This is a genomic window from Streptomyces sp. 796.1 (genome assembly GCF_047525675.1).
GTDB lineage: Bacteria > Actinomycetota > Actinomycetes > Streptomycetales > Streptomycetaceae > Streptomyces.
In genome coordinates this window covers 1-19,514 of sequence record NZ_JBLIWA010000072.1, presented here as the reverse complement: position 1 = coordinate 19,514, position 19,514 = coordinate 1, and the positions used below count along the sequence as shown (strand labels likewise).

Genomic DNA, 19,514 nt, shown 5'->3' with positions numbered 1-19,514 from the left:
GTCGTGCGGCCGAGCGCTCCGCGCGGGGCACGGGCGCGGCGGCTGCGGCTGCGGGGTCCGCCGGGGCCACGGGATCGAACGGGCCGGCCGCCCGCGGCGAGGCGGACCGGGACGACGCCCGCGCGGGCGCCCTGACGGTGGGCGCCGCCCGCGCCGGGGCCCTCCTGGAGCGCCAACTCACGCTGGCCAGGACGCGCGCCCACACGGCCGCGCTCCAGGCCCTCGGCTCCTCCCGCTTCCACGCGGTCGCCGACGCCGTCGCGCTGCTGGCCTCCGAGGTCCCGCTGGACCCGACCGCGGCCGACGAACCGGCCGACACCGCGCTGCCGCCGCTCGCCGAACTGGCCCACCGCCGCCTGGTGGAGGCCGTCGAGGCGCTCCCGCTGGCCCGCTCGGGCCACCCGTACAACGCCGACGCGCTCTCCCACGGCCTGGCCGCGACCGCCGCCGCGGACGCCCCACCGGCCAGCGAGGGCCAGGACGCGCCGTGGCACCAGGTGCGCAGGCTGGTGCGGGTCGGCAGGTACGCGCTTGAGGTGCTGGACGAGCACCAGCCGCTGGGCACCGGCCCCACCGAGGCCGAACCCACGCTGGCGGTACGGCTGCTCGCCGCGAGCCAGGCCTTGGAACGGCACCGCGACGCGGCGGAGGCGGCAGCCGCCGCGGCAGCAGCGGCCCGCACCCCACGCATCGCGCCGGCCACGGCGTACGCACTCGGCGTGCTCCACGCCGACCAGCGGCACGAGGTGGAGGCGGCGAGGTTCACCTTCGGCCGGATCTGGCAGCGGGCGGCGACGGGACAGTGAGCGGGGCCGGGGCGAACGGGTCGCCGGGCGGGCCCGCCGCGGACGGTTCGGCCCGGCGGGCCGGCTCCGGGGCGGGTGGTAGGGCCCGGGCGGCCGGTCCCGGCGGTCCGGTGACCCCGATCCGCGCGGCGGGCTGCGTCCTGTGGCGCCGCTCGCCGCACGGGCCCGGCCGCGAGATCGCCCTTGTCCACAGGCCGCGCTACGACGACTGGTCGCACCCCAAGGGCAAGCTCAAGCGCGGTGAGGACGCGCTGCGCGGCGCCCTGCGCGAGGTGGCCGAGGAGACGGGCATGGACTGCGTCCCCGGCGCCCCCCTCCCCAGCGCCCACTACGTGGTGGCCGGCCGCCCCAAGGAGGTCCGCTACTGGGCTGCGGAGGCCCTGGACGACGCCTTCATCCCCAACCCCGAGGTGGACCGCCTCATCTGGCTCCCGCCCCCGGCCGCCCGCGCCCGCCTCACGCAGGAGCGGGACCGGGAGTTGGTGGACGCACTGGTGGAACTGTTCGCGGCGGGGGCGGAAGGGGCCGGGGGAGGCGTGGGGGGTACGGGGGCGGGCTGAGCCACCACCGGCCGGCAGCCCCCCCCCCACGAGGGGCCAGCCCGGGGGCGAGCGCGCCTCGCGCAGCACTGCTTCACCCGTCCGGGGCAGCGCAGGCGGATTATCACGTCATCGCGCGCACCCTTGCGCGCTCTTCGAGTCGTCAAGGCGCTCCGCCCGCCCCGCGTGCACGCCAGCGCGCTGGGCAGTGACCACCGACAGGTGTCGGAGGGTGACGAAAGGACGCACATGGCGCTGCACGGTGGGGGCGGTTCGCGACCGGACCGGACGGTTTCCCCGTTAGCACAGGTACAGCAGGAACCACGGCTGCCTTACCCGGACGGCTGGTTCGCCGTGGCGACCAGCGACGAGGTGCCGCCCGGCAAGGTGGTCACCCGGCGCCTGGCCGGCGCTGACGTGGTGCTCTACCGGACCCGCGGCGGGCGACTGCGGGCCGTCGGGCCGCACTGCCCGCACCTGGGTGCCCACCTGGGGCACGGCGGACGGGTGGATGGCGAAGAACTCGTCTGCCCCTTCCACCACTTCCGCTTCGACGCCCAAGGGAGCTGCGTCGCCACCGGGTACGGCACTCCGCCCCCCAAGGCCCGGCTGACGGCGGTCGAATGCCGGGAGTTGGACGACATGATCTTCGTCTGGCGCCACTCCCTGGGCGAGCCGCCCTCGTGGGAGATCGAGCCGCTGCCCCCGGCGGGCTTCGCCAAGCCGTACTGCGGCCGGCACGTGCGGTTGGACCACCCGCAGGAGGTCATCGAGAACATCGTGGACTACGGCCACTTCTACCCGATCCACGGCTACGCCCACGAGGTCATCGAGGAGCCCACGTTCGAGGCCGAACGCCTCCAGACCGTCACCCGGCTGCGCTCCGAGCGCTCCCGCTTCAAGGTGGCCTCCACCACCCCCGCCTCGAAGGTGCTCATCCAGGGCCTGGGGGTGGTCCGGGTCCAGGTCGACAGCGAACAGTTCGGCGGCTTCCGGGCCCGGGTGTGGTTCTGCGTCACCCCCGTGGACCCCCTGCGGGTGGAGATCCGCTCCTCGGTGGCCCTGCGCTGCGAGAACCGCCTCGTCCACCGCCTTGCCCCGGCCATCGCGCGCGCGTACGTGTGGGCGGCCTGGCGCGACACCAGCGAGGACGTCCCGATCTGGGAGCACAAGATCTACCTGGACCGCCCGCGCCTGGCGAAGGGCGACGGCCCGATCATGCCGTTCCGCCGCTGGGCCAGCCAGTTCTACACCGAACCGCACCCGGCGCTCGCGCGGCCCGAGCGGGGGCCGCGACGAAGGGCGGCCGAGCCCGAAGGGGACCTTGCTGGCGGGGGGAGCTGACGGACGGACCCGGGGCGTTGGGCCCGCCCGCTGCCGCCCGCTGCCGCCCGCTGCCGCCCGCTGCCGCGCGCTCCCGTGCGAGTGGCGGGCCCGCCCGCGCGCTCCTGCGCACTGCTGCCTGGCCGTGCCGAGGCCCGGGCGGGCGAAACGCCGAATCGAGGGTTTGCGGTGGAACCACCGACAGAAGCCCACAGACAGGCGATCACCGGCGGGTGCTAGCCGCGCAGCCGCTTGACCAGCACGGCGAAGATCGGCGAGTCATCGAAGGGCTTCTGCTCATCGGCCTTCGCGTATCCCCAACTCTCGTAGAGCGCCTGCACCTTGGGGTGCGCCGTATCCACGAGGAGCGTCGCGACGTCGTTGCCGCGGCTGGTGACGACGGCGTCGTGCAGGCGGCCCGAGAGGCCGGTCTTCCTGGCTTCCTGCATGACCAGCAGCTCTGAGAACCCGAAGACTGTGTCGTCTGGCCCCACCGCGGCGGGCCGTTCGGACCCCTTCCACCACCCGCCGGGCCCGAAGGGCGAGCCGTACGCGAAACCGACGGGGGTGCCATCGGTGAAGCTGACCGCACAGGACCACTCGTCCTTGCTGCTCCAGTGGTCGTAGAACTCACCGAAGCGCTCACGCGAGTGGAACGTGTCGCCTTCTTCGCCGTACACGGCGTCGTGCAGGTCGAGAACCATCTCCCGGATGCTGGCGGCATCTGCGTGCGAGTACAGCTTCATTTCCATGCTTCGGCCCTTTCTGCCCATTCTTGGATGTGGGGGTCTGCGGAGTGCGCCGTGTTGATGAGGGTGCGCACTTTCTTGAGGGTGGTGTAGGTACGGGCCGACCTGACGCCACTGAGGATCGCTGTCGCGCAATCGCTTGTACTACACGCCAGTGCCACTTCCCCTTGCTGAGCCTGAGCCAGCGACAGGTGGGCGGTGTAGTAAGCGCGGTTGCGTACGAGGTCGGGCCGGAGCGCTGCCAGTGCTCGATGAAGCTGCGCTTCCGCACGCGCCGGCTCCCCGAGCCGCAGCCAGACGAGGCCTGCCAGTCCGTCGAGTTCGGCTGCGTCGTAAAAGCTGATCCATAGAGGTCTGATGATCTGCTGCTGGCGCTCAAAGGAGCGCTCCGCGGCACTGAGTGCCCGAAGCGCGGCTGTTCGGTCTCCTATTTCGCTCTGGCAAATGGCTGTCCGCATGTGAGCAAGGGACGTATAGAGCGGGTCTCTTCGGTAGGCGGCTTGGCGCTTGGCTGCTTCGGCTGCGGCACCTTGTTCGGCGAAGTCTCGGCGCTGCCCGGCCAGCATTGCTACCTGATTCCATACACGATATTGCGTCTCGCTAACTCCAGATAGGCCGGCGAATGTTACAGCCTTTCCTAGATGATCGCGAGCACGCACTGTTGCACGCCGATCGATGGCCGCGAAGGCTGCGGCGCATGTCACGTCTGCGGCGAGGTGATACAGCTTGGAGCGCGTGCGGGCTGAAGCCGTGCCGCTCGATAGCGCGGATTCGATGCGCGAGATCAGATCGGCGGCACGATCTTCGATGGCTTTCCTGCCGCCGAGTTCGTTTCCCGCTGTGATGATTTCGGTGTACTGGGCCTGTAGCCGGGCGACGTCGCTCTGTCCAATGCGAGGGTGGGCGGGGGCTATGGCGGCAATAGCGGCGCAGAAGGTGCGGCGCTCCAATGGATCCTCCTCGGCGGGATGCCTGGACCGAGGTTTGAACCCTAGTTCGACGGCCGGTTGCTTGAGAACAGCTTCCAAGGCCATGCGTTGGACGGCGTGAGGCCATTGAACCTCTCCCTTGAGCCATCGACGCACCTGTCGATCTGTCAACTGATGGTCCCGACCGGTGATGCGCCTGGCTTCCTCGTCGAGCCTTCGGGCCAACTCAGCCTGTCCCAAACCGAGTTGCTGCATGGCTGCGGCGAGTGCCGCATTTCCCTCCATGGACTCACGGTATCGAATCGGGCACCTTGCGTGATGGCAATGGTCAGGCAAAAAAGTCCGGGTGGCGCCAGGGGGAGCTTCACGTTTCGTCCTGTTGGCGAGTGTTGGTCGCCCAGCATCGTGGGCTTCGAACCGCAGCAAGGAGGCAGATCATGGGTTCGCCCCAGCAGCCATCCGCTCCGCCCGCTTCCCCCGTCAACTACGGGAATCCGCTGGAGTGGCCCCCGTGCCAGTGTGGCAACAAGGAGCGTTGCCCGGAGCTTCGCCCTAAGCCCGCCAGGCCCCTGTACCTGTACGGCTCGTCCGTGGACCAGTTGGAGTGAGCGGCGGGGCGGGCCGCCCCTCTCAATCCCCTACTGCCTCGGCTGTGGTATCCGGATTCCGACACGAGGTTCAGAAGTGACGTGGGCGACGCTCTCCCTGAGGAAGACCCGCTCTTCATGGGCTGGCCCTCGTGTCGGCCATCGCAGATTAATGGGGCCTTGGCGTCTGCCGGTAAGGCGTGACCATCTGGGTCGAACTGGCGGCCAAGGATGCATCCCTTCCCGGCGAATTCCCGTGATGGCAGACCAGTTGAGTTAACGCGGCTGCACCCGTGTCGCGTGCTGGCCGCGCACCTTGTCCGGCAGCTCCGCATGGTCAAGATCGCCAAGCTTCCCTAGCCCCTAGTTCTCCCGCCCCTGGCATGTGAAGAGGACGGCCAAATCGGGGGCGGGCTCCGGCTCCGCCCTAGTGCGCAAGCGGGCCGAGGCTGGATCCCCGCTGCACGCGCAGAATCTGACGCCGCTGCGGGGCGCACCAGAAGGTACGACCCAACGAGGATCAAGAGAAGGGAAAGAGTATGTCGTCCACCGATCTGGCGGCCGAGTCGAACACGCTCGCGCCGTCCATGTTCCCGTACACGTCCCGCCGTGTACGTCGTCAGGACGAGGTTTCTCCCGTACGGCCGTTCGGGCTACTCCGCGCCGTACCGGTCACCCCCCTCCAGTCCGTTCTGCCCTCCCTGGCGCTGTGTCCGACCCGGCAGATCAGCGTCACCAAGCAGGGCACGCCGTTCGTCAACGAGCCGTCGCTGGCTTCCCAGTTCGAGACGGTGGCCCAGACCCGGGAGGACAGCCAGCTCGCCGACGACAAGGAAAACGACACCGACTGACCTGGCCCGCTGACCGGAGGTAGCGAACGATGACCGTCCTGGTGCTGACTCGCGATGCGGATGCGACCGCGGACCTGGTGATTGCCGAGCTCAACAACAGGGGCATGCCCGTCCACCGGCTTGACCCGGGGGACTTCCCCCAGACCGTGGGGCTCAGCGCCCGTATCGGTCCGTACGACAAGAAGTGGGTCGGCTCGCTCAAGGGCCGGCACCAGGACTCAACCTTCGTCCACGTCACCTCCGTGTACTACCGGCGCCCCTCGTCCTTCCGCCTCACCGACGAGATGTCGGAGGCGGACGCACGATGGGCCGAGAGCGAAGCCCGCGCGGGGCTCGGCGTCCTCACCTCCTTGCCCTGCCCCTGGATCAACCACCCCCACCGCAACGCGGTGGCCAGCGGTGCCCCCATGGCGCTGGCCACCGCGGCCCGGTGTGGGCTCACCGTGCCCAAGACCCTGGTCACCAACAGCCCCGACGAAGCTCGGGACTTCGTGAGATCCCTCCCCGATTCCGTCGCGGCGTACAAGGCTCTGGGGGCAAAGGCCCCCACCGAGGTCAATGGGCAACCCCACGCCCTGTGGACCACTAAGGTCCGCCCCGAGGACATTGACGATTCCGTCGCCCTGACCGCCCACCAGTTCCAGCAATGGATTCCCAAGGTGTTCGAAGTCAGGCTCACCGTCGTCGGCACCCAGATGTTCGCCGCGCGCATCCGGGCCGGCTCGGACGCCAGCCGCATCGACTTCCGCAGCGACTACGACAGCCTCACCCACGGCCCGTGCACCGTGCCAGAAAAGATGCGCAACGGCGTCCACAAGCTCATGCGCGAATTCCGCCTCCGCTACGCCGCCCTGGACTTCCTCGTTAACAAGCACGGGCACTGGTACCTCGTTGACGTCAACCCCAACGGCCAGTGGGCTTTCATCCCCTTCCTCCGCGAACCCATCACCCACGCCATCGCCGACCTCCTGGAGCGACCCACGCCATGACCACCGCACCGCCTTCCACCGCAGACCTGCGCCGCATCATGGTCGAACGACTCACCAGCCAAGGAGCCCTGCGCACCGAAGAATGGCGCTCGGCCTTCGCTGAGATTCCACGGGAAGTCTTCGTGGGCCAGTTCACCGTGCGCGCCAAGGGCCGCAAGCACACCTATGCCGAGGACGATCCGAACCGGTTGCCGGTGATCTACTCGGACGCCTCCCTGCTCACCCAGTTCGACGCCGCCGGAACGGCCACCAGCTCCTCCACCCAGCCCTGGCTCATGGCCAGCATGCTCGAATCGCTGGACGTCGAGTCCCCGCACAAGGTGCTGGAGGTGGGGCTCGGCACCGGATACAACGCCGCGCTCCTGTGCCACCGGCTCGACCCCAGCCGGGTCTTCTCCCTCGACATCGACCCCGGGCTGGTCGGCGCCGCCGCCACCCGCGTGCACGGCCTCGGCTACTTCCCCACCATGGTCGCCGGCGACGGGCGCGACGGTCTCCCCGACCACGCCCCCTACGACCGGCTCATCGCGACCTTCGGCGTCGGGCGGATTCCCGCGGCCTGGTGCCAACAGGTACGGCCCGGCGGGGTGATCGTCGCCAATGTGGGCCTGGGCATCGCCCGCCTACGCGTCGCCAAAGACCACACCGCGCAGGGACACTTCCACGCCTATCCCGCCTCGTTCATGACCGCTCGCGACGCGCCGGACGTGGTGAGCACCACCGCCCAGCAACTCACCGCACAATTCACCACCGCGCAGGGCAAGGACCGCACCATCGAAGTCCCCACGGATATGAATGGCGGCATCCCGCAATTCCTCAGCGCCCTTCTCCAACCCTCCGCGGTGAACTTCTCCTACACCGACTCCACCAAGCGCCAGGTGCACTGCATCCACGACCCGGACACCCAATCGTGGGCCCGCATCACCACGCTCGACGTCCGGCTGGCACGCCTCGATTACGACGGGCCCCGAGAATTGTGGGATGAGCGGGCGGTCCTGCTCAACGACTGGGTAGAACAAGGCCGGCCGGGCCTGGACCGCTACGGCCTGACCGTGACCCCCGACGGCGAACACACCCTCTGGCTCGACTCCGCCACCAACCCGCGCTGGCCCCTCCGCAACTCCTGACGCCCGGCCCCGCGGAATCGTTCGATCTATCTCCGCATTTCGCCGCGCGCCCGGCCCTTTCGCCGCGCAGCCTGCGTTCCGTACGAGTGCGGCGAGGGAAAGCCCAGCCGCAGCTCTGGCCCAAGCCAGCCCGTCCGCTCAACTGCGTGCGGCCAATTCGCTGACCAGGCGGACTAGTTGGAGTGAGCCGCGCTCCCGTAATCCCCCGCTCCCCGCAGGTGCAGCCGTGCGCGCCCCCACGCGCATTCAGCCCTGCGGGGAGCGGGTCCCAATCTTCCCCATGCCCTGGTCATGCCTTAGTTCGATGAGGTGACTCCCCCATGCCGGAAATGAGCTTCGCTCAAGAGCTACGTCGTATCGCTGGGTTGGTGCGTTTTGATGAGGGTAAAGGTCGGAGTCGGGCGATAGCGGATATTCCGTGGTTGGTGTGTGCCATGCAGGAGACCGTTGCGTGGACGTGGTTTCCGCGGCTGATGCAGAGCGAGTTGGTTGAGGCGTGTGAGTTGAGTGCTCGTCTCATTCTTTCCGGTCGGGAGGGCGACAGGCTCGGGCGGTGGGTGTTGGCGCAGGCGATGGATCGGGCGGCTGGTGTTTGTGAGGCGCATGAGCCGCGCGTGTTGGGGTGTCCGGGGCCGGTGGTGGAAGGTGCGGCGGACGTCGCTGTGGAAGTCGGTGCGGGTGGCGTGGGTGTCGCGGGTGTCGAGTCGTCGCAGGGGCCGCCCGCCGCTGCGGATGGGGCGGATGGGGCAGGGGTGCGGGGGCTGCCGTCCGTGCAGGAGTTGTTGAGCCTGGCTGTTGGGTCGGGCGGGGCCGTGCGACCCGTGGATTGTCTGTCGTGCTCCCGGTTGCGGAAGGCGTTGGATGACGCGCTGGAGGCTCATCCGGCGCAGGCTGTGGCGGAGGTTGTTGAGGTCATGCAGGTGCACATGGTGTGGGGGCACGGTGTTGAGCCGCCGCCCGCGGTCTAGGGGGAGCCCGCGGTCCAGGGGGCCCCGCGGCCTAGCGAGGCGCGCGGCGGGGCGGGGCAGATAATTGCTCTTGCATTAGTCGGCGTCTGCAACTATTGTCTACGCATGTAAGGAGCGCCTGCATTCAAGGGATGCGGGCGTGTCGGGACGCTTGGTGCCGGCTGCCTCTGCACGCTCGCCCCGCGTGGCGTACGCCGTCCGCGGATCGCGCGTGGCGAGGTGGACGGGGCCGCCGGCCGGTTCGCTCGGCGCGAGCCGGGGGAGCCGCCGGGCGTCCGGGCATCCATCCCGCAACCTCTTAAGGCGCTGTCATGTCGCTCAAGGAAATCCTCCCCGGCCGTCTCGGCTTCGGTACAGCCCCGCTCGGCAACATGTTCCGCGCGATCCCTGACGAGGACGCCCGCGCCACCGTCGAAGCCGCCTGGGACCAGGGCGTTCGTTTCTTCGACACCGCCCCCGTCTATGGGGCGGGCCTCGCCGAGGAGCGGCTGGGGCAGATGCTCTCGGACAAGCCCCGTGATGCGTACGTGCTGTCCACCAAGGTCGGCCGCGTCGTGCTGGACGAGCCGGAGACCGAGGCCCCCGACCTCGGCGAAAAGGGCAGCCTGTTCGAGCACGGCAACCCCAACAAGGTCCTCCACTCGTGGACCGCGGAGAACACCGAGCGTTCCATAGAAGGCAGCCTCAAGCGTCTGGGCACCGACCGCCTGGACGTCGTCTGGGTCCACGACATCGCCCAGGACATCTACGGCGACGCGTGGTTGCAGAAGTTCGAGGAGGCCCGCACCGGTGCGTTCCGGGTGCTCTCCCGGCTGCGCGACGAGGGCGTCATTAAGGCGTGGGGGCTGGGTGTCAACAGGACCGAACCGATAGAGCTGACCCTGGACCTCGACGAGCCGCAGCCCGACGGGTTCCTGCTCGCCGGCCGGTACACCCTCCTCGATCACGGCCACGCCCTCCAGCGCCTGCTGCCCAAGGCCGAGGAGCAGGGCGTCGGCATGGTCGTCGGCGGTCCGTACAGCTCCGGTGTCCTCGTGGGCGGCGCCCACTTCGAGTACCAGCAGGCCCCTGCGGAGATCGTGGAACGCGTCGACAAGATCAAGGCCCTGGCCGAGAAGCACGGAGTGTCCGTCAAGGCCGCCGCCCTCCAGTTCGTCCTGGCCCACCCGGTGTCCGCCGCCGCGGTGCCCGGCGCCACCCGCCCCAGCCGCATAGCCGAAGACGTGGCCGCGCTCAACGAGGTCGTCCCGGCCGAGTTCTGGCACGATCTGCGCGCCGCACACCTGATAAGCCCCGCCGCCCCGCTGCCGGCCGGCGCCTGACCCCACTCGGCGCGGCGGGGCCGCGCGCCGGTCCGGGCGGGGACCCTGTTCGGACTGGCACCGCGTTCAGGCCGGCCTTGCGTCCGGGCGGGGACCCTGTCCGGATGAGCATCCCGCTCGCCAAGCGGTCCGGCCGCGCGCAGCGCGCGGCCCCTCACGCCGGCAGGGGCTGCGCGCTCGACGCGGCGTGTTCCGCAGTCTCGAACTCCGTCCCGTCGAACGGCGGATAGTGCTCCCAGCCCGAGCGTTCCGCCGCGTCGATGTACGTGGCCAGGGCGTCGCGGGAGCGGGCCAGGGTGGCCAGTTGGCCGTCGATGCGGTCCAGGCGGGAGCGCATCGCGGCCAGGAGTTCGGGGCAGCCGGCGATTTCCGGGGCCTCGCCGGTCACGCAGGGCAGCAGGTAGGCGATGTCCTCCGAGGAGAGGCCGGCCGCCAGCAGGTGGCGGATCTGTCTGACGCGGAGGACGGCGCCCTCGTCGTAGCTGCGGTAGCCGTTCGTGCCGCGCTCGGCCTCCAGCAGGCCCTGGGCTTCGTAATAGCGCAGTTGGTGGGCGTTGACGCCCGTCCTGCGGCTCAGTTCTCCGATGCGCACCGGCTCCCCCTCGACCTCGTACCGGTCCGGGCTTGACCTTCAGACCGGTCTCAACGTTGACGATTCCTGCCATGAGCAACAGCAACCCCACCGATACTGTTTCCTCCTCCTCTCCCTCTTCCGCTCCTCCCTCCGCGCCCTCTTCCGCTGCCGACCCAGCTCCTTCCGGCTCAGCCCCCTCCGCCGCGGCCTCCGTCTCCGTCGTCGGACTCGGGCTGATGGGGCGGGCGCTGGCCGATGCGTTCCTGGCGGCGGGGCACCGTACGACCGTGTGGAACCGGACGGCCGTCAAGGCCGAACCGCTCGTCGCCGCCGGCGCCGAACTCGCGCCCAGCGTGGACGCCGCACTCCGGGCGAGCGCCGTGACGATCCTCTGCCTCACCGACTACCAGGCCGTACGAGACCTGCTCGCGGCGCACGAGGACGCGCTCGACGGGACCACGATCATCAACCTGACCTCGGGCGATTCGGCCCAGGCCCGCGAGGCCGCGCAGTGGGCCGGCGAACGCGGCGCCCGCTACCTGGACGGCGCGATCATGGCCGTTCCGCCGGTGATCGGCACCGCCGGCGCGATCATCCTGCTCAGCGGGGAGCAGGCCGACTTCGCCGCGTACGAGGCGACGTTGGCGGCGCTCGGCACCGTCCGCTACCTCGGCGCCGACCACGGGCTCGCCGCCCTGTACGACGTGGCCGGACTGACCATGATGTGGAGCATCCTCAACGCCTGGCTCCAGGGCACGGCCCTGGTGCGGACGGCGGGCGTGGACGCGGCGACGTACGCGCCGTTCGCGGTGGAGATGGCCACCGAGGTGGCCAGTTGGTTGCCCGGCTACGCCGAACAGGTCGACCGCGGCGTCTTCCCGGCCGAGGTGTCCGCCCTGGAGACCGACGTCCGGGCGATGGCCCACCTCATCGAGGAGAGCGAACGGCTGGGCGTCAACGCCGAACTTCCCAGGCTGTTCAAGACGTTGGCCGACCGGTCGATCGCTGCGGGCCACGGCGGGGAGCAGTATGCGGTCCTCATCGAGGAGTTCAGCAAGCCCGGGCCGAGCGAGAGCGGAGGCAGTGGCAGCCGTAGCGGAAGCTGAGCCAGCCGCGGTGCGGGTGTGACGGGTGTCGGCGGCGGGCGGGCCCTGAGGCGGGAGGGCCCGCCCGGCCATCGGGACCGGTGACCGGGGTGCCCCGGGCTGGACCTGGCCGCGAGTTAGGAGGGCCGTCGGTGCGCCGCGGGGGAGCGGACCGGATGCGGGGCGCCGCGACCGAGCACGGGGCGCGCACCGCGCACCTATCGACCACGGGGCGCGCCGCTACCTCGGGGCGCGCCCGGCGCGGCACCTAGCCAGCCCCCGGCGCCCGGCCGGCCCCGGGCATCCGTCACCCGGCCAGCCCGCGGCCAGTCCCCCAAAAAGAGAAACCCCTCACCGCGGCGCCAGCGCCTCCCACCGCACCGTCAGTTCGCCCTGGCGCCAGCGCGTCGGGCCGTCCGTCAGGGGCCAGTCGGTGGCGAGCAGGCGGGCCGAGCGAATCCAGCGCTGGCGCGCCCCGAGTGCGCCGTACGGGGCGGACGCCGCCCACGCGCGGTCGAAGTCGGACAGGAAGGCGTGCACCGGCTCACCCGGTACGTTGCGGTGGATCAGTGCCTTCGGTAGGCGTTCGGCCAGGTCAGAGGGGCGATCCAGGGAGCCGAGCCGGGTGGCGAAGGTGACCGTGCGCGGGCCTGCGGGCCCCAGCGCCACCCACACGTGGCGCCGCCCGATCTCGTCGCAGGTGCCCTCCACCAGCAATCCACCGGGTGCGAGCCGGGCGCACAGCCGCTCCCAGACGGCCGCGACCTCGGCCTCCTCGTACTGGCGCAACACGTTCGCCGCCCTGATCAGGACCGGCGCCCGCGCACCGGGCCCGGGCAGCGGCACCTCGAAGCCGCCGTGCGCGAAGTGCAGCCCGGGCCGCTCGTACGCCCGGCCCCTGGCCACCCGTTCCGGGTCGATCTCGATGCCGACCACCTCGGCGTCGGCGCGTACCGTACGCAGCCGGCCGAGCAGTTCGACGGCGGTCCAGGGCGCCGCCCCGTACCCCAGGTCCACCGCCACCGGGTCGTCCGAGCGGCGCAGCTCGCGGCCGAGCGCGGCCACGATCCAGCGGTCCATGCGGCGCAGCCGGTTGGGGTTGGTGGTGCCGCGGGTGACCGTCCCCAGCGGGCGGGACGGGGTGCGCGACGACATGGGACGAGCCTAACGCCCCAGCGGGGCCCGCCCCGGGGCCACCTCGGCCCCACCCCGGTGGCGACCTCGGCCCACCCTGGGTGCGCCCGGCGCCCCGCTGCGCTGCCCGGGCCCGCGCGAAGCCACCCGGCCCCACCCCCCCCCACATCGCCCGGCCCGTCCCACGGCCACCTCGGCGGGGCCGGCCTCCCACATCCGCGATGGCCGGGCAGATCCGCGGCCCACCCGAAGCCACCCCGGTGCTGCCGGCCCCTTCACCTCCGCGCTGCCCAGCCACCCCCAGGCCACCCGGGCCCTGGGCCACCCAGCCCCCTCTCCCAGGCCACCCGGGCCCTCTCCCAGGCCAACCCGGCCACCGCCGAGCCACAGCCAGCCACATCCAGGCCACCCCGAGACGCCCAGACACCCCCACCCCCACCCCCAGCCCTGCCCAGCCCCACCCAGCCACCCCACGCTCACCCGAGACACCCGCCCCGCCCCCTCCCACCAGCGCCAACTCCTCCCCACCGGCCGGCCCCGGGCGGCGCGGGGCCGGGGCGTCCGGCGGGGTCCGCCCCCCACCCCCATAACAACTTGGCAAAATGGAAATGGGAACAACACATTCCGCTGTTGCACTCCTGCGGAGGAAACCCACGCCGTCTAAGGAGGCCACGCGCGGTGAGTCAGTACGCACCCCGGCAAGGCTCCCGGTCGTCCCTTCCGGGCCCGCGCGGCGGCCTGCTCGCCCGGGCGGCGCGCCGCCCACGGGCGTTCGGGCGCGCCCTGCCGCGCCGTGTCGCGATGCTCAGCGTCCACACTTCGCCGCTGCACCAGCCGGGCACCGGCGACGCCGGCGGCATGAACGTGTACATCGTGGAACTGGCCAAGCGGCTCGCAGCGATCGACATCGAGGTCGAGATCTTCACCCGGGCCACCACCGGCGCGCTCCCGCCCGCCGTGGAACTGGCCCCCGGCGTGCTGGTCCGGCACGTGGACGCCGGGCCGTACGAGGGGCTGGCCAAGGAGGACCTGCCCGCCCAGCTCTGCGCCTTCACGCACGGCGTGATGCAGGCGTGGGCCGGCCACCGCCCGGGCCACTACGACCTCGTCCACTCCCACTACTGGCTCTCCGGCCACGTCGGCTGGCTCGCCGCCGAACGCTGGGGCACCCCGCTCGTCCACGCCATGCACACCATGGCCAAGGTCAAGAACGCCGCGCTGGCCGTGGGCGACACGCCCGAGCCGGCCGCCCGGGTGATCGGCGAGACGCAGATCGTACGGGCCGCCGACCGGCTCATAGCCAACACCGACGAGGAGGCCGGCGAACTCGTCCGGCACTACGAGTCGGACCCCGCCAAGGTCGCCGTCGTCCACCCGGGCGTCAACCTGGACCGCTTCCGCCCGGCCCCGCCGCAGGAAGTCCCGGACGAGGCGGAGGCGCCGGAGGTGCCGTACGGGACGCCGCCGCACCACCCAGCCCACCCGCCGCAGCCCCCACACCCACACCCACACCCAACCCCACCCCACTTCGACCCACCCCACGTCGACCCGCCCCACTTCGACCCGGCGGTCATCGCCGCCAGCCGGGCCGCGGCCAGGGAGCGGCTCGGGCTGCCGCAGCACGCGCTGGTGCCGCTGTTCGCCGGCCGCATCCAGCCGCTGAAGGCGCCCGACATCGTGTTGCGCGCGGTGGCCCACCTGCTCACCGAGCACCCCTCGCTCCGCGACCGGGTCGTGCTGCCGATCGTCGGCGGGCCCAGCGGCAGCGGCCTCGCCAAGCCGGAGGGGCTGCACAAGCTCGCTGCGCAACTGGGCATCGCGGACCTGGTGCGGTTCCGGCCGCCGGTCGGTCAGGAGCAGCTCGCCGACTGGTACCGGGCGGCATCCGTGCTGGTCATGCCCTCGTACAGCGAATCGTTCGGCCTGGTGGCGATCGAGGCGCAGGCGTGCGGCACGCCGGTGGTCGCAGCGGCCGTCGGCGGCCTGCCGGTCGCCGTCCGGGACGGTGTGAGCGGCTTCCTGATCGCCGGCCACGACCCGGCGCACTACGCACGGGCGCTGCGCCGCTTCGCGTTCGACCCCACGCTGGCGACCCGGATGGGCGTGGACGCGGCGCGCCACGCGCACTCCTTCGGCTGGGACCGGGCCGCGGCGGCCACCGCCGACGTGTACGGCGCGGCCCTGCACGAGCGGCGCGGTCGCCTACGATCTACGCATGGGTAACCACGGGGAAGCCGGCCCGGCGGGCGACGCGGCAGCGGTCATCGAGCACACGCTGCGGGAAGCGGAGCTGACGTGGGAACGGGCGGCCGACGGCGCGTACGTCGTCAGCCTGCCCGGCACCCGCAAGCTCTCCACCACCTGCTCGCTGCGGGTCGGCAAGCACGCGCTGTCGATCAACGCCTTCGTCATCAGACACCCCGACGAGAACGCCGCCGCCGTGCACCGCTGGCTCCTGGAACGCAACACGCGGCTGTACGGGGTGGGCTACGCCATCGACCCGCTCGGCGACATCTACCTGGTCGGCCGGCTACCGCTGGCCGCGGTCACCCCCGACGCGCTGGACCGCCTGCTCGGCACGGTCCTGGAGAACGCCGACGGCAGCTTCAACACCCTGCTGGAACTCGGCTTCGCCTCAGCCATCCGCAAGGAGTACGCCTGGCGCACCTCCCGCGGCGAATCCACCCGCAACCTGGCCGCCTTCACCCACCTCACCGGCGAACAACAACCAGGCCACCGCACCTCCCCCGGCCGCACCCCACCGGAACCCCCCGCACCCGAACAGGGTTAGCCGACGCACGGGCCCGGGACGCGCGGCGGACCAACCCCGCTGACGAGCCAGCCGCCCCGGCAGGCCGCGCGGCCACGCGATCCCCACGGGTCGGAACCTCACGTACCGGAAGCCCACGCCCCGGGAAGCACCCGATTCCCCGCCGCGGGGGACAAGCCCCGTTCACTCGGCATGCAGGGTTCCGCCGGGGCGCGTGCCTACGGTCGCCATCGATGCGCGGCGGCTCGCGGCGCGCGAAGGGGGCCGGTGTGCTGTCCACGGTGTTCCGCAGCGATGACCTGCCGATCGAGCAACGCTTTGACACCTGGCGGGAGTTGAGCAGCAGGGCAGTGCTCAAGACGCTGATCGACAGCGACCGCGCCACTGACTTCCGGGCCACGCTGCGCGCCGCAAGCCTCGGCCCCGTGCAGGTGTCGGCCATGACGTACCAGAGCATGCGCGCACGGCGTACGCCCCGACTCGTGCGGGCCGCGGACCCGGAGCTCTACCAACTCGCCCTGACCCGCGGCGGCCGGCAGTCGATGACCTGGCATGACCGTCAACTGATCCTGGGCAACGGCGAGTTGTTCTTCTACGACACTTCCGTGCCGTTCACCGCCGAGATCCGCGCCGGCCAGGCGGCGGCGTCGTCGGTGATGGTGCAGGTGCCCCGGGAGCTGCTGCCCATGGGCCGGGGCCAGGTGGCCGACCTGCTCGGCACCCGGGTGCCGGCGAGTGACCCGATCGGCCTGCTGCTGCGGCAGTTCATCGGCGCCATCACCCACCCCGCACCGGCCGGCGCCGCCCCGTACACCGCTGCCGACGCCGGGCGGCTCGGCCTCGTCCTGACCGACCTGTTGACGGCGTTGCTCGGCCGGCAGCGCGAGCTGACCGGCACCCTGCTGGGCCGTGCCGGCAAGGACACCCAACTCGCCTGCGTACAGGCGTACATCGAGCGCCGCCTCGGCGACCTCGACCTGACGCCGGCGGCCGTCGCCGAAGCCCATCACATCTCGCTCCGCTCGCTGCACCGGCTCTTCGAGGAGCAGGGCACGGGCGTCGCCGGCTGGATACGCGCCCGCCGCTTGGAGCGCTGCCACCACGACCTGGCCGATCCGGCCCTGGCCAGCCGCCCCATCCACACCATCGCCGCACGCTGGGGCTTCCCGCGCCCGGCCGACTTCAGCCGCGCCTTCCGAGCCGCGTACGGGGTCACGCCCGGTGCCCACCGGCGGCTGGCCACCGCCACCGACGAGTCGTCGGAGGGCTCGCAGCGGGCGGAGCACTGAGCTCGGCCTCGGACGGGGCGGAACGAGGGGGCTGGGGTGTGGCGCCGAGCGTGGCGCCCTGTGCGTACGGCCCGGCACGCAGTGCGCAGCCACCGGGGCGGCCCGGTCGCGACACTCGTGGACGCCGCGGCACGCACACTCCTCACTCGACACCCAGGGGGTTGCACGATGAACAGGGCACGGATCGCCACCACGGTGGCGGCGCTCAGCCTGACGGTGGGCTCGCTCGCCGCCGCAGCGCCGTCGACGTCAGCCGCATCGCCCAGCACCGACCGCGCCGAGGTGTCCATCACCTCCGTCCGCGGCACGGTGCACGGCGGGCACTCGATCTGGAAGAAGGTGAACCCCTTCCGAGACAAGATCGGCGTTACCTTCGAGAACGACACGGTCCTGGCGACCTGCAAGCGCTGGGCCGCGGACAACAAGTGGTGGTACTGGGTCCGCTTCGACAGCGACGGCGTCACGGGGCACATCTCGCACGACGCGACCAACATCCGCCACTCGCACCTGCCCAAGTGCAGTTGACGCCCACGGCCAACGCTCCAGCCGTGCGGTCGGCTCACCTAGTCGTCGACCGACCACACGATTAGCCGAGGCCACATCGGGCCTGGTGGACGGGTTCGCGGGCCCGTCCACCACCTCGTACGCCACCGTACGCAGCGGTGGCGCGGTCCCGGACCCGGCGCGGATCCGGGACCGCATGCCCGAGACGGTGGCCCCGCGCACGGGCGAGGGCCAGGCCCCCTTGCCGCCCGCGGGCCCCGCCCCTCACCCCGCAACCACGCCACGCGCCACATCCGGCTCGGAAACCCCAGCCCCCACCACACCCTGTCCCTTCACCACAACCTCACCCGAGGCCACGGCCACTTCACTCGCAGCAGCTACCCCGCTCGCAGCGGCCACCCCAGGCCCAGCGGCCACCCCGCCCCCAGCAGTCACCTCATCCACCGCCACCCCACTCCCAACAGCCACCCCATCCCCAACAACCGCCTCATCCGCAGCCGTAACAGCCTCCTCCGTAGGCAGCCCCCGCATCAGCAACCAGTAGCCGAGGGCGGCCAGCGTGCCGACCGCAGCGCAGCCGGCCCAGAGCCAGCCGGCGCCGAAGCGGTCGATGACCTGGCCCGCGAGGAGGGGTGCGGCGAGTGCGGCCACCGCCCACGACATGGTGTACATGCCCTGGTAGCGGCCCCGGCCGTGGACCGGTGAGAGGCGGACGACCAGGCTCATCTGGGTGGGCGAGTTGACGATCTCGGCCAGCGTCCAGACGCACACGGTCAGCGCGTACACGCCGAGCGAACCGGCGAACGCGGTGAGCCCGAAGCCGTACCCGGCGAGCAGCGCCGAGATGATCAACAGCCGCTGTGGATCGCGGTGTTCGATGTAGCGGGTCACCGGGATCTGGAGCGCCACGATCAGGATGCCGTTGACGGCGATGGCGACCCCGAAGTCCGCACTGGTGAACCCGTCGGAGCCCATCGCCACCGGCAGCGCCACGTAACCCTGTTGGAAGATCAGCGAGATGAGGAAGGAGAGGCCGACCACACTCATGAAGCGGCCGTCGCGGAAGACCGCGCCGAGTCCGACCGCGGGTTCGGCCGCGCTGGCCGTGTCCTTCGGGCCCTGTGTCGGACGTGACTCGGGCAGCTTGATGAAGACCAGTACGGCGCAGACCAGCGTCATGACCGCCTCGCCGACGAAGCCGGCCCGATAGCTGTACTCGGCGATGAAGCCCGCGCCCATCGAGGAGAACGCGAACCCCAGGTTGATCGCCCAGTAGTTGAGCGCGAACGCCCGCACCCGGTCCTCGGGCCGCACGATGTCCGCCATCATCGCCTGCACCGCCGGGCGGGACGCGTTGCTGGCCATGCCGACGACGAAGGCCACCGCGGCGATCGCCACCGGATGCGTCATGAAGCCGAGCACGGCCACCGACAGTGCGGTGGACAGCTGGGCGATCAACATCGTGGGCCGCCGCCCCAGCCGGTCGGTCATCACTCCCGCCCCCAGCGAGGACACCACGCCGCCGAGCCCGTGCAGCGCCGCGACCAGACCGGCGTACGTGGCCGAGTAGCCGCGTTCCAACGTGAGGTAAAGCGCCATAAAAGTAGCGACGAACCCGCCAAGGCGATTGACCAGCGTGCTGGTCCACAGCCACCAGAACTCCCGGGGCAACCCGGACACGCTCTCGCGCACGGCCCGCCTCATCGAAGCAGTGGGCATGACAACTCCAGGGTGAGCAGCAGAGTGGATGTAAGTGGCGCCAGCGGTGTTCGTAACTTACGTCCGCGAGGCTCGCGGCTGCTAGTCATTTAGCGGAAACCGTCAACTGTTGCGCTGGTCACGCGTGTGCCCGCCGTGTTTCCGAGCGGTCGCACAGGGCTACGACGGGGGCCGGGCGAGGCGTACGGGGGCGCGCCCGCTGCCCCGCACGCACGAGCTCGCGCGCGCCGGGCAGCCCGGGCGCGCGCC

17 protein-coding genes and 1 pseudogene are annotated in these 19,514 nt (G+C 71.4%); 13 read left to right on the top strand and 5 right to left on the bottom strand.

Annotated elements, in window-relative coordinates:
* The 3 genes and pseudogenes from ACMA1D_RS31145 to ACMA1D_RS31135 all read left to right on the top strand — a co-directional run.
* Window positions 1–806: pseudogene (locus ACMA1D_RS31145) on the top strand (hypothetical protein); the annotation flags it as partial.
* Window positions 807–916: 110 nt separating this feature from the next.
* Window positions 917–1,366 (top strand): NUDIX hydrolase, encoded by a 450-nt coding sequence (locus tag ACMA1D_RS31140; protein ID WP_414727334.1) that lies wholly within the window; start codon window positions 917–919, stop codon window positions 1,364–1,366.
* Window positions 1,367–1,699: 333 nt separating this feature from the next.
* Window positions 1,700–2,689, top strand: coding sequence for an aromatic ring-hydroxylating oxygenase subunit alpha (locus ACMA1D_RS31135; RefSeq protein ID WP_414727333.1), 990 nt, complete (start codon window positions 1,700–1,702; stop codon window positions 2,687–2,689).
* A gap of 215 nt (window positions 2,690–2,904) precedes the next feature.
* On the opposite strand, the gene ACMA1D_RS31130 is transcribed toward ACMA1D_RS31135, so the two are convergent.
* Window positions 2,905–3,420, bottom strand: a complete 516-nt coding sequence (locus ACMA1D_RS31130) for a GNAT family N-acetyltransferase (protein ID WP_414727332.1) — start codon at window positions 3,418–3,420, stop codon at window positions 2,905–2,907.
* Window positions 3,411–4,631 (bottom strand): XRE family transcriptional regulator, encoded by a 1,221-nt coding sequence (locus ACMA1D_RS31125; protein WP_414727331.1) that lies wholly within the window; start codon window positions 4,629–4,631, stop codon window positions 3,411–3,413. The genes ACMA1D_RS31130 and ACMA1D_RS31125 overlap by 10 nt, the downstream gene beginning before the upstream one ends.
* Before the next feature lie 841 nt (window positions 4,632–5,472).
* On the opposite strand from ACMA1D_RS31125, the gene tgmA reads away from it, so the two are divergent.
* The 5 genes from tgmA to ACMA1D_RS31100 all read left to right on the top strand — a co-directional run bounded on the left by tgmA (window position 5,473) and on the right by ACMA1D_RS31100 (window position 10,190).
* Entirely contained in the window at window positions 5,473–5,784 is a 312-nt protein-coding gene (gene tgmA / locus ACMA1D_RS31120; RefSeq protein ID WP_414727330.1) for a putative ATP-grasp-modified RiPP, read from the top strand.
* Window positions 5,785–5,813: 29 nt separating this feature from the next.
* Entirely contained in the window at window positions 5,814–6,773 is a 960-nt protein-coding gene (gene tgmB, locus ACMA1D_RS31115) for an ATP-grasp ribosomal peptide maturase (RefSeq protein WP_414727329.1), read from the top strand.
* Entirely contained in the window at window positions 6,770–7,900 is a 1,131-nt protein-coding gene (locus tag ACMA1D_RS31110) for a protein-L-isoaspartate(D-aspartate) O-methyltransferase (RefSeq protein ID WP_414727328.1), read from the top strand. The genes tgmB and ACMA1D_RS31110 overlap by 4 nt, the downstream gene beginning before the upstream one ends.
* A 320-nt stretch (window positions 7,901–8,220) precedes the next feature.
* Window positions 8,221–8,868 carry a hypothetical protein gene (locus ACMA1D_RS31105; protein WP_414727327.1) on the top strand — a complete coding sequence of 216 codons (648 nt, stop codon included), beginning with the start codon at window positions 8,221–8,223 and terminating at the stop codon, window positions 8,866–8,868.
* A 311-nt stretch (window positions 8,869–9,179) separates the two neighbouring features.
* Window positions 9,180–10,190: an aldo/keto reductase gene (locus ACMA1D_RS31100; protein ID WP_414727326.1), complete on the top strand. Its 1,011-nt coding sequence runs from the start codon at window positions 9,180–9,182 to the stop codon at window positions 10,188–10,190.
* Window positions 10,191–10,344: 154 nt separating this feature from the next.
* Here ACMA1D_RS31100 and ACMA1D_RS31095 read toward each other — a convergent pair whose 3' ends face one another.
* Window positions 10,345–10,782: a MerR family transcriptional regulator gene (locus ACMA1D_RS31095; protein ID WP_414727325.1), complete on the bottom strand. Its 438-nt coding sequence runs from the start codon at window positions 10,780–10,782 to the stop codon at window positions 10,345–10,347.
* A gap of 71 nt (window positions 10,783–10,853) precedes the next feature.
* Here ACMA1D_RS31095 and ACMA1D_RS31090 point away from each other — a divergent pair, with 71 nt between their 5' ends.
* Window positions 10,854–11,870, top strand: coding sequence for an NAD(P)-dependent oxidoreductase (locus ACMA1D_RS31090; protein WP_414727324.1), 1,017 nt, complete (start codon window positions 10,854–10,856; stop codon window positions 11,868–11,870).
* A 330-nt stretch (window positions 11,871–12,200) separates the two neighbouring features.
* On the opposite strand, the gene ACMA1D_RS31085 is transcribed toward ACMA1D_RS31090, so the two are convergent.
* Window positions 12,201–13,004, bottom strand: a complete 804-nt coding sequence (locus ACMA1D_RS31085; protein ID WP_414727323.1) for a class I SAM-dependent methyltransferase — start codon at window positions 13,002–13,004, stop codon at window positions 12,201–12,203.
* 657 nt (window positions 13,005–13,661) lie between these two features.
* On the opposite strand from ACMA1D_RS31085, the gene ACMA1D_RS31080 reads away from it, so the two are divergent.
* From ACMA1D_RS31080 to ACMA1D_RS31065, 4 genes are all read left to right on the top strand, one after another.
* The gene (locus tag ACMA1D_RS31080) at window positions 13,662–15,206 is read left to right on the top strand and encodes a glycosyltransferase (protein WP_414727322.1); all 1,545 of its coding nucleotides are present in this window, start codon (window positions 13,662–13,664) and stop codon (window positions 15,204–15,206) included.
* Window positions 15,199–15,774 (top strand): YbjN domain-containing protein, encoded by a 576-nt coding sequence (locus ACMA1D_RS31075; RefSeq protein WP_414727321.1) that lies wholly within the window; start codon window positions 15,199–15,201, stop codon window positions 15,772–15,774. Before ACMA1D_RS31080 ends, ACMA1D_RS31075 begins: the two co-directional genes overlap by 8 nt.
* Window positions 15,775–16,022: 248 nt before the next feature.
* Window positions 16,023–17,042: a helix-turn-helix domain-containing protein gene (locus ACMA1D_RS31070; RefSeq protein WP_414727320.1), complete on the top strand. Its 1,020-nt coding sequence runs from the start codon at window positions 16,023–16,025 to the stop codon at window positions 17,040–17,042.
* Window positions 17,043–17,210: 168 nt separating this feature from the next.
* The gene (locus tag ACMA1D_RS31065) at window positions 17,211–17,567 is read left to right on the top strand and encodes a hypothetical protein (protein WP_414727319.1); all 357 of its coding nucleotides are present in this window, start codon (window positions 17,211–17,213) and stop codon (window positions 17,565–17,567) included.
* Between the two features lie 243 nt (window positions 17,568–17,810).
* Here the strand turns inward: ACMA1D_RS31065 and ACMA1D_RS31060 are convergent, their stop codons facing one another.
* Window positions 17,811–19,265, bottom strand: a complete 1,455-nt coding sequence (locus tag ACMA1D_RS31060) for an MDR family MFS transporter (RefSeq protein WP_414727318.1) — start codon at window positions 19,263–19,265, stop codon at window positions 17,811–17,813.
* Between the last annotated feature and the right edge of the window lie 249 nt (window positions 19,266–19,514).

Coding starts and splice junctions, on each gene's coding strand:
- ACMA1D_RS31130 (WP_414727332.1), bottom strand. CDS start 3,420: ATGGAAATGAAGCTGTACTCGCACGCAGATGCCGCCAGCATCCGGGAG.
- ACMA1D_RS31125 (WP_414727331.1), bottom strand. CDS start 4,631: ATGGAGGGAAATGCGGCACTCGCCGCAGCCATGCAGCAACTCGGTTTG.
- tgmA (WP_414727330.1), top strand. CDS start 5,473: ATGTCGTCCACCGATCTGGCGGCCGAGTCGAACACGCTCGCGCCGTCC.
- tgmB (WP_414727329.1), top strand. CDS start 5,814: ATGACCGTCCTGGTGCTGACTCGCGATGCGGATGCGACCGCGGACCTG.
- ACMA1D_RS31110 (WP_414727328.1), top strand. CDS start 6,770: ATGACCACCGCACCGCCTTCCACCGCAGACCTGCGCCGCATCATGGTC.
- ACMA1D_RS31105 (WP_414727327.1), top strand. CDS start 8,221: ATGCCGGAAATGAGCTTCGCTCAAGAGCTACGTCGTATCGCTGGGTTG.
- ACMA1D_RS31100 (WP_414727326.1), top strand. CDS start 9,180: ATGTCGCTCAAGGAAATCCTCCCCGGCCGTCTCGGCTTCGGTACAGCC.
- ACMA1D_RS31090 (WP_414727324.1), top strand. CDS start 10,854: ATGAGCAACAGCAACCCCACCGATACTGTTTCCTCCTCCTCTCCCTCT.
- ACMA1D_RS31085 (WP_414727323.1), bottom strand. CDS start 13,004: ATGTCGTCGCGCACCCCGTCCCGCCCGCTGGGGACGGTCACCCGCGGC.
- ACMA1D_RS31075 (WP_414727321.1), top strand. CDS start 15,199: ATGGGTAACCACGGGGAAGCCGGCCCGGCGGGCGACGCGGCAGCGGTC.
- ACMA1D_RS31065 (WP_414727319.1), top strand. CDS start 17,211: ATGAACAGGGCACGGATCGCCACCACGGTGGCGGCGCTCAGCCTGACG.
- ACMA1D_RS31060 (WP_414727318.1), bottom strand. CDS start 19,265: ATGCCCACTGCTTCGATGAGGCGGGCCGTGCGCGAGAGCGTGTCCGGG.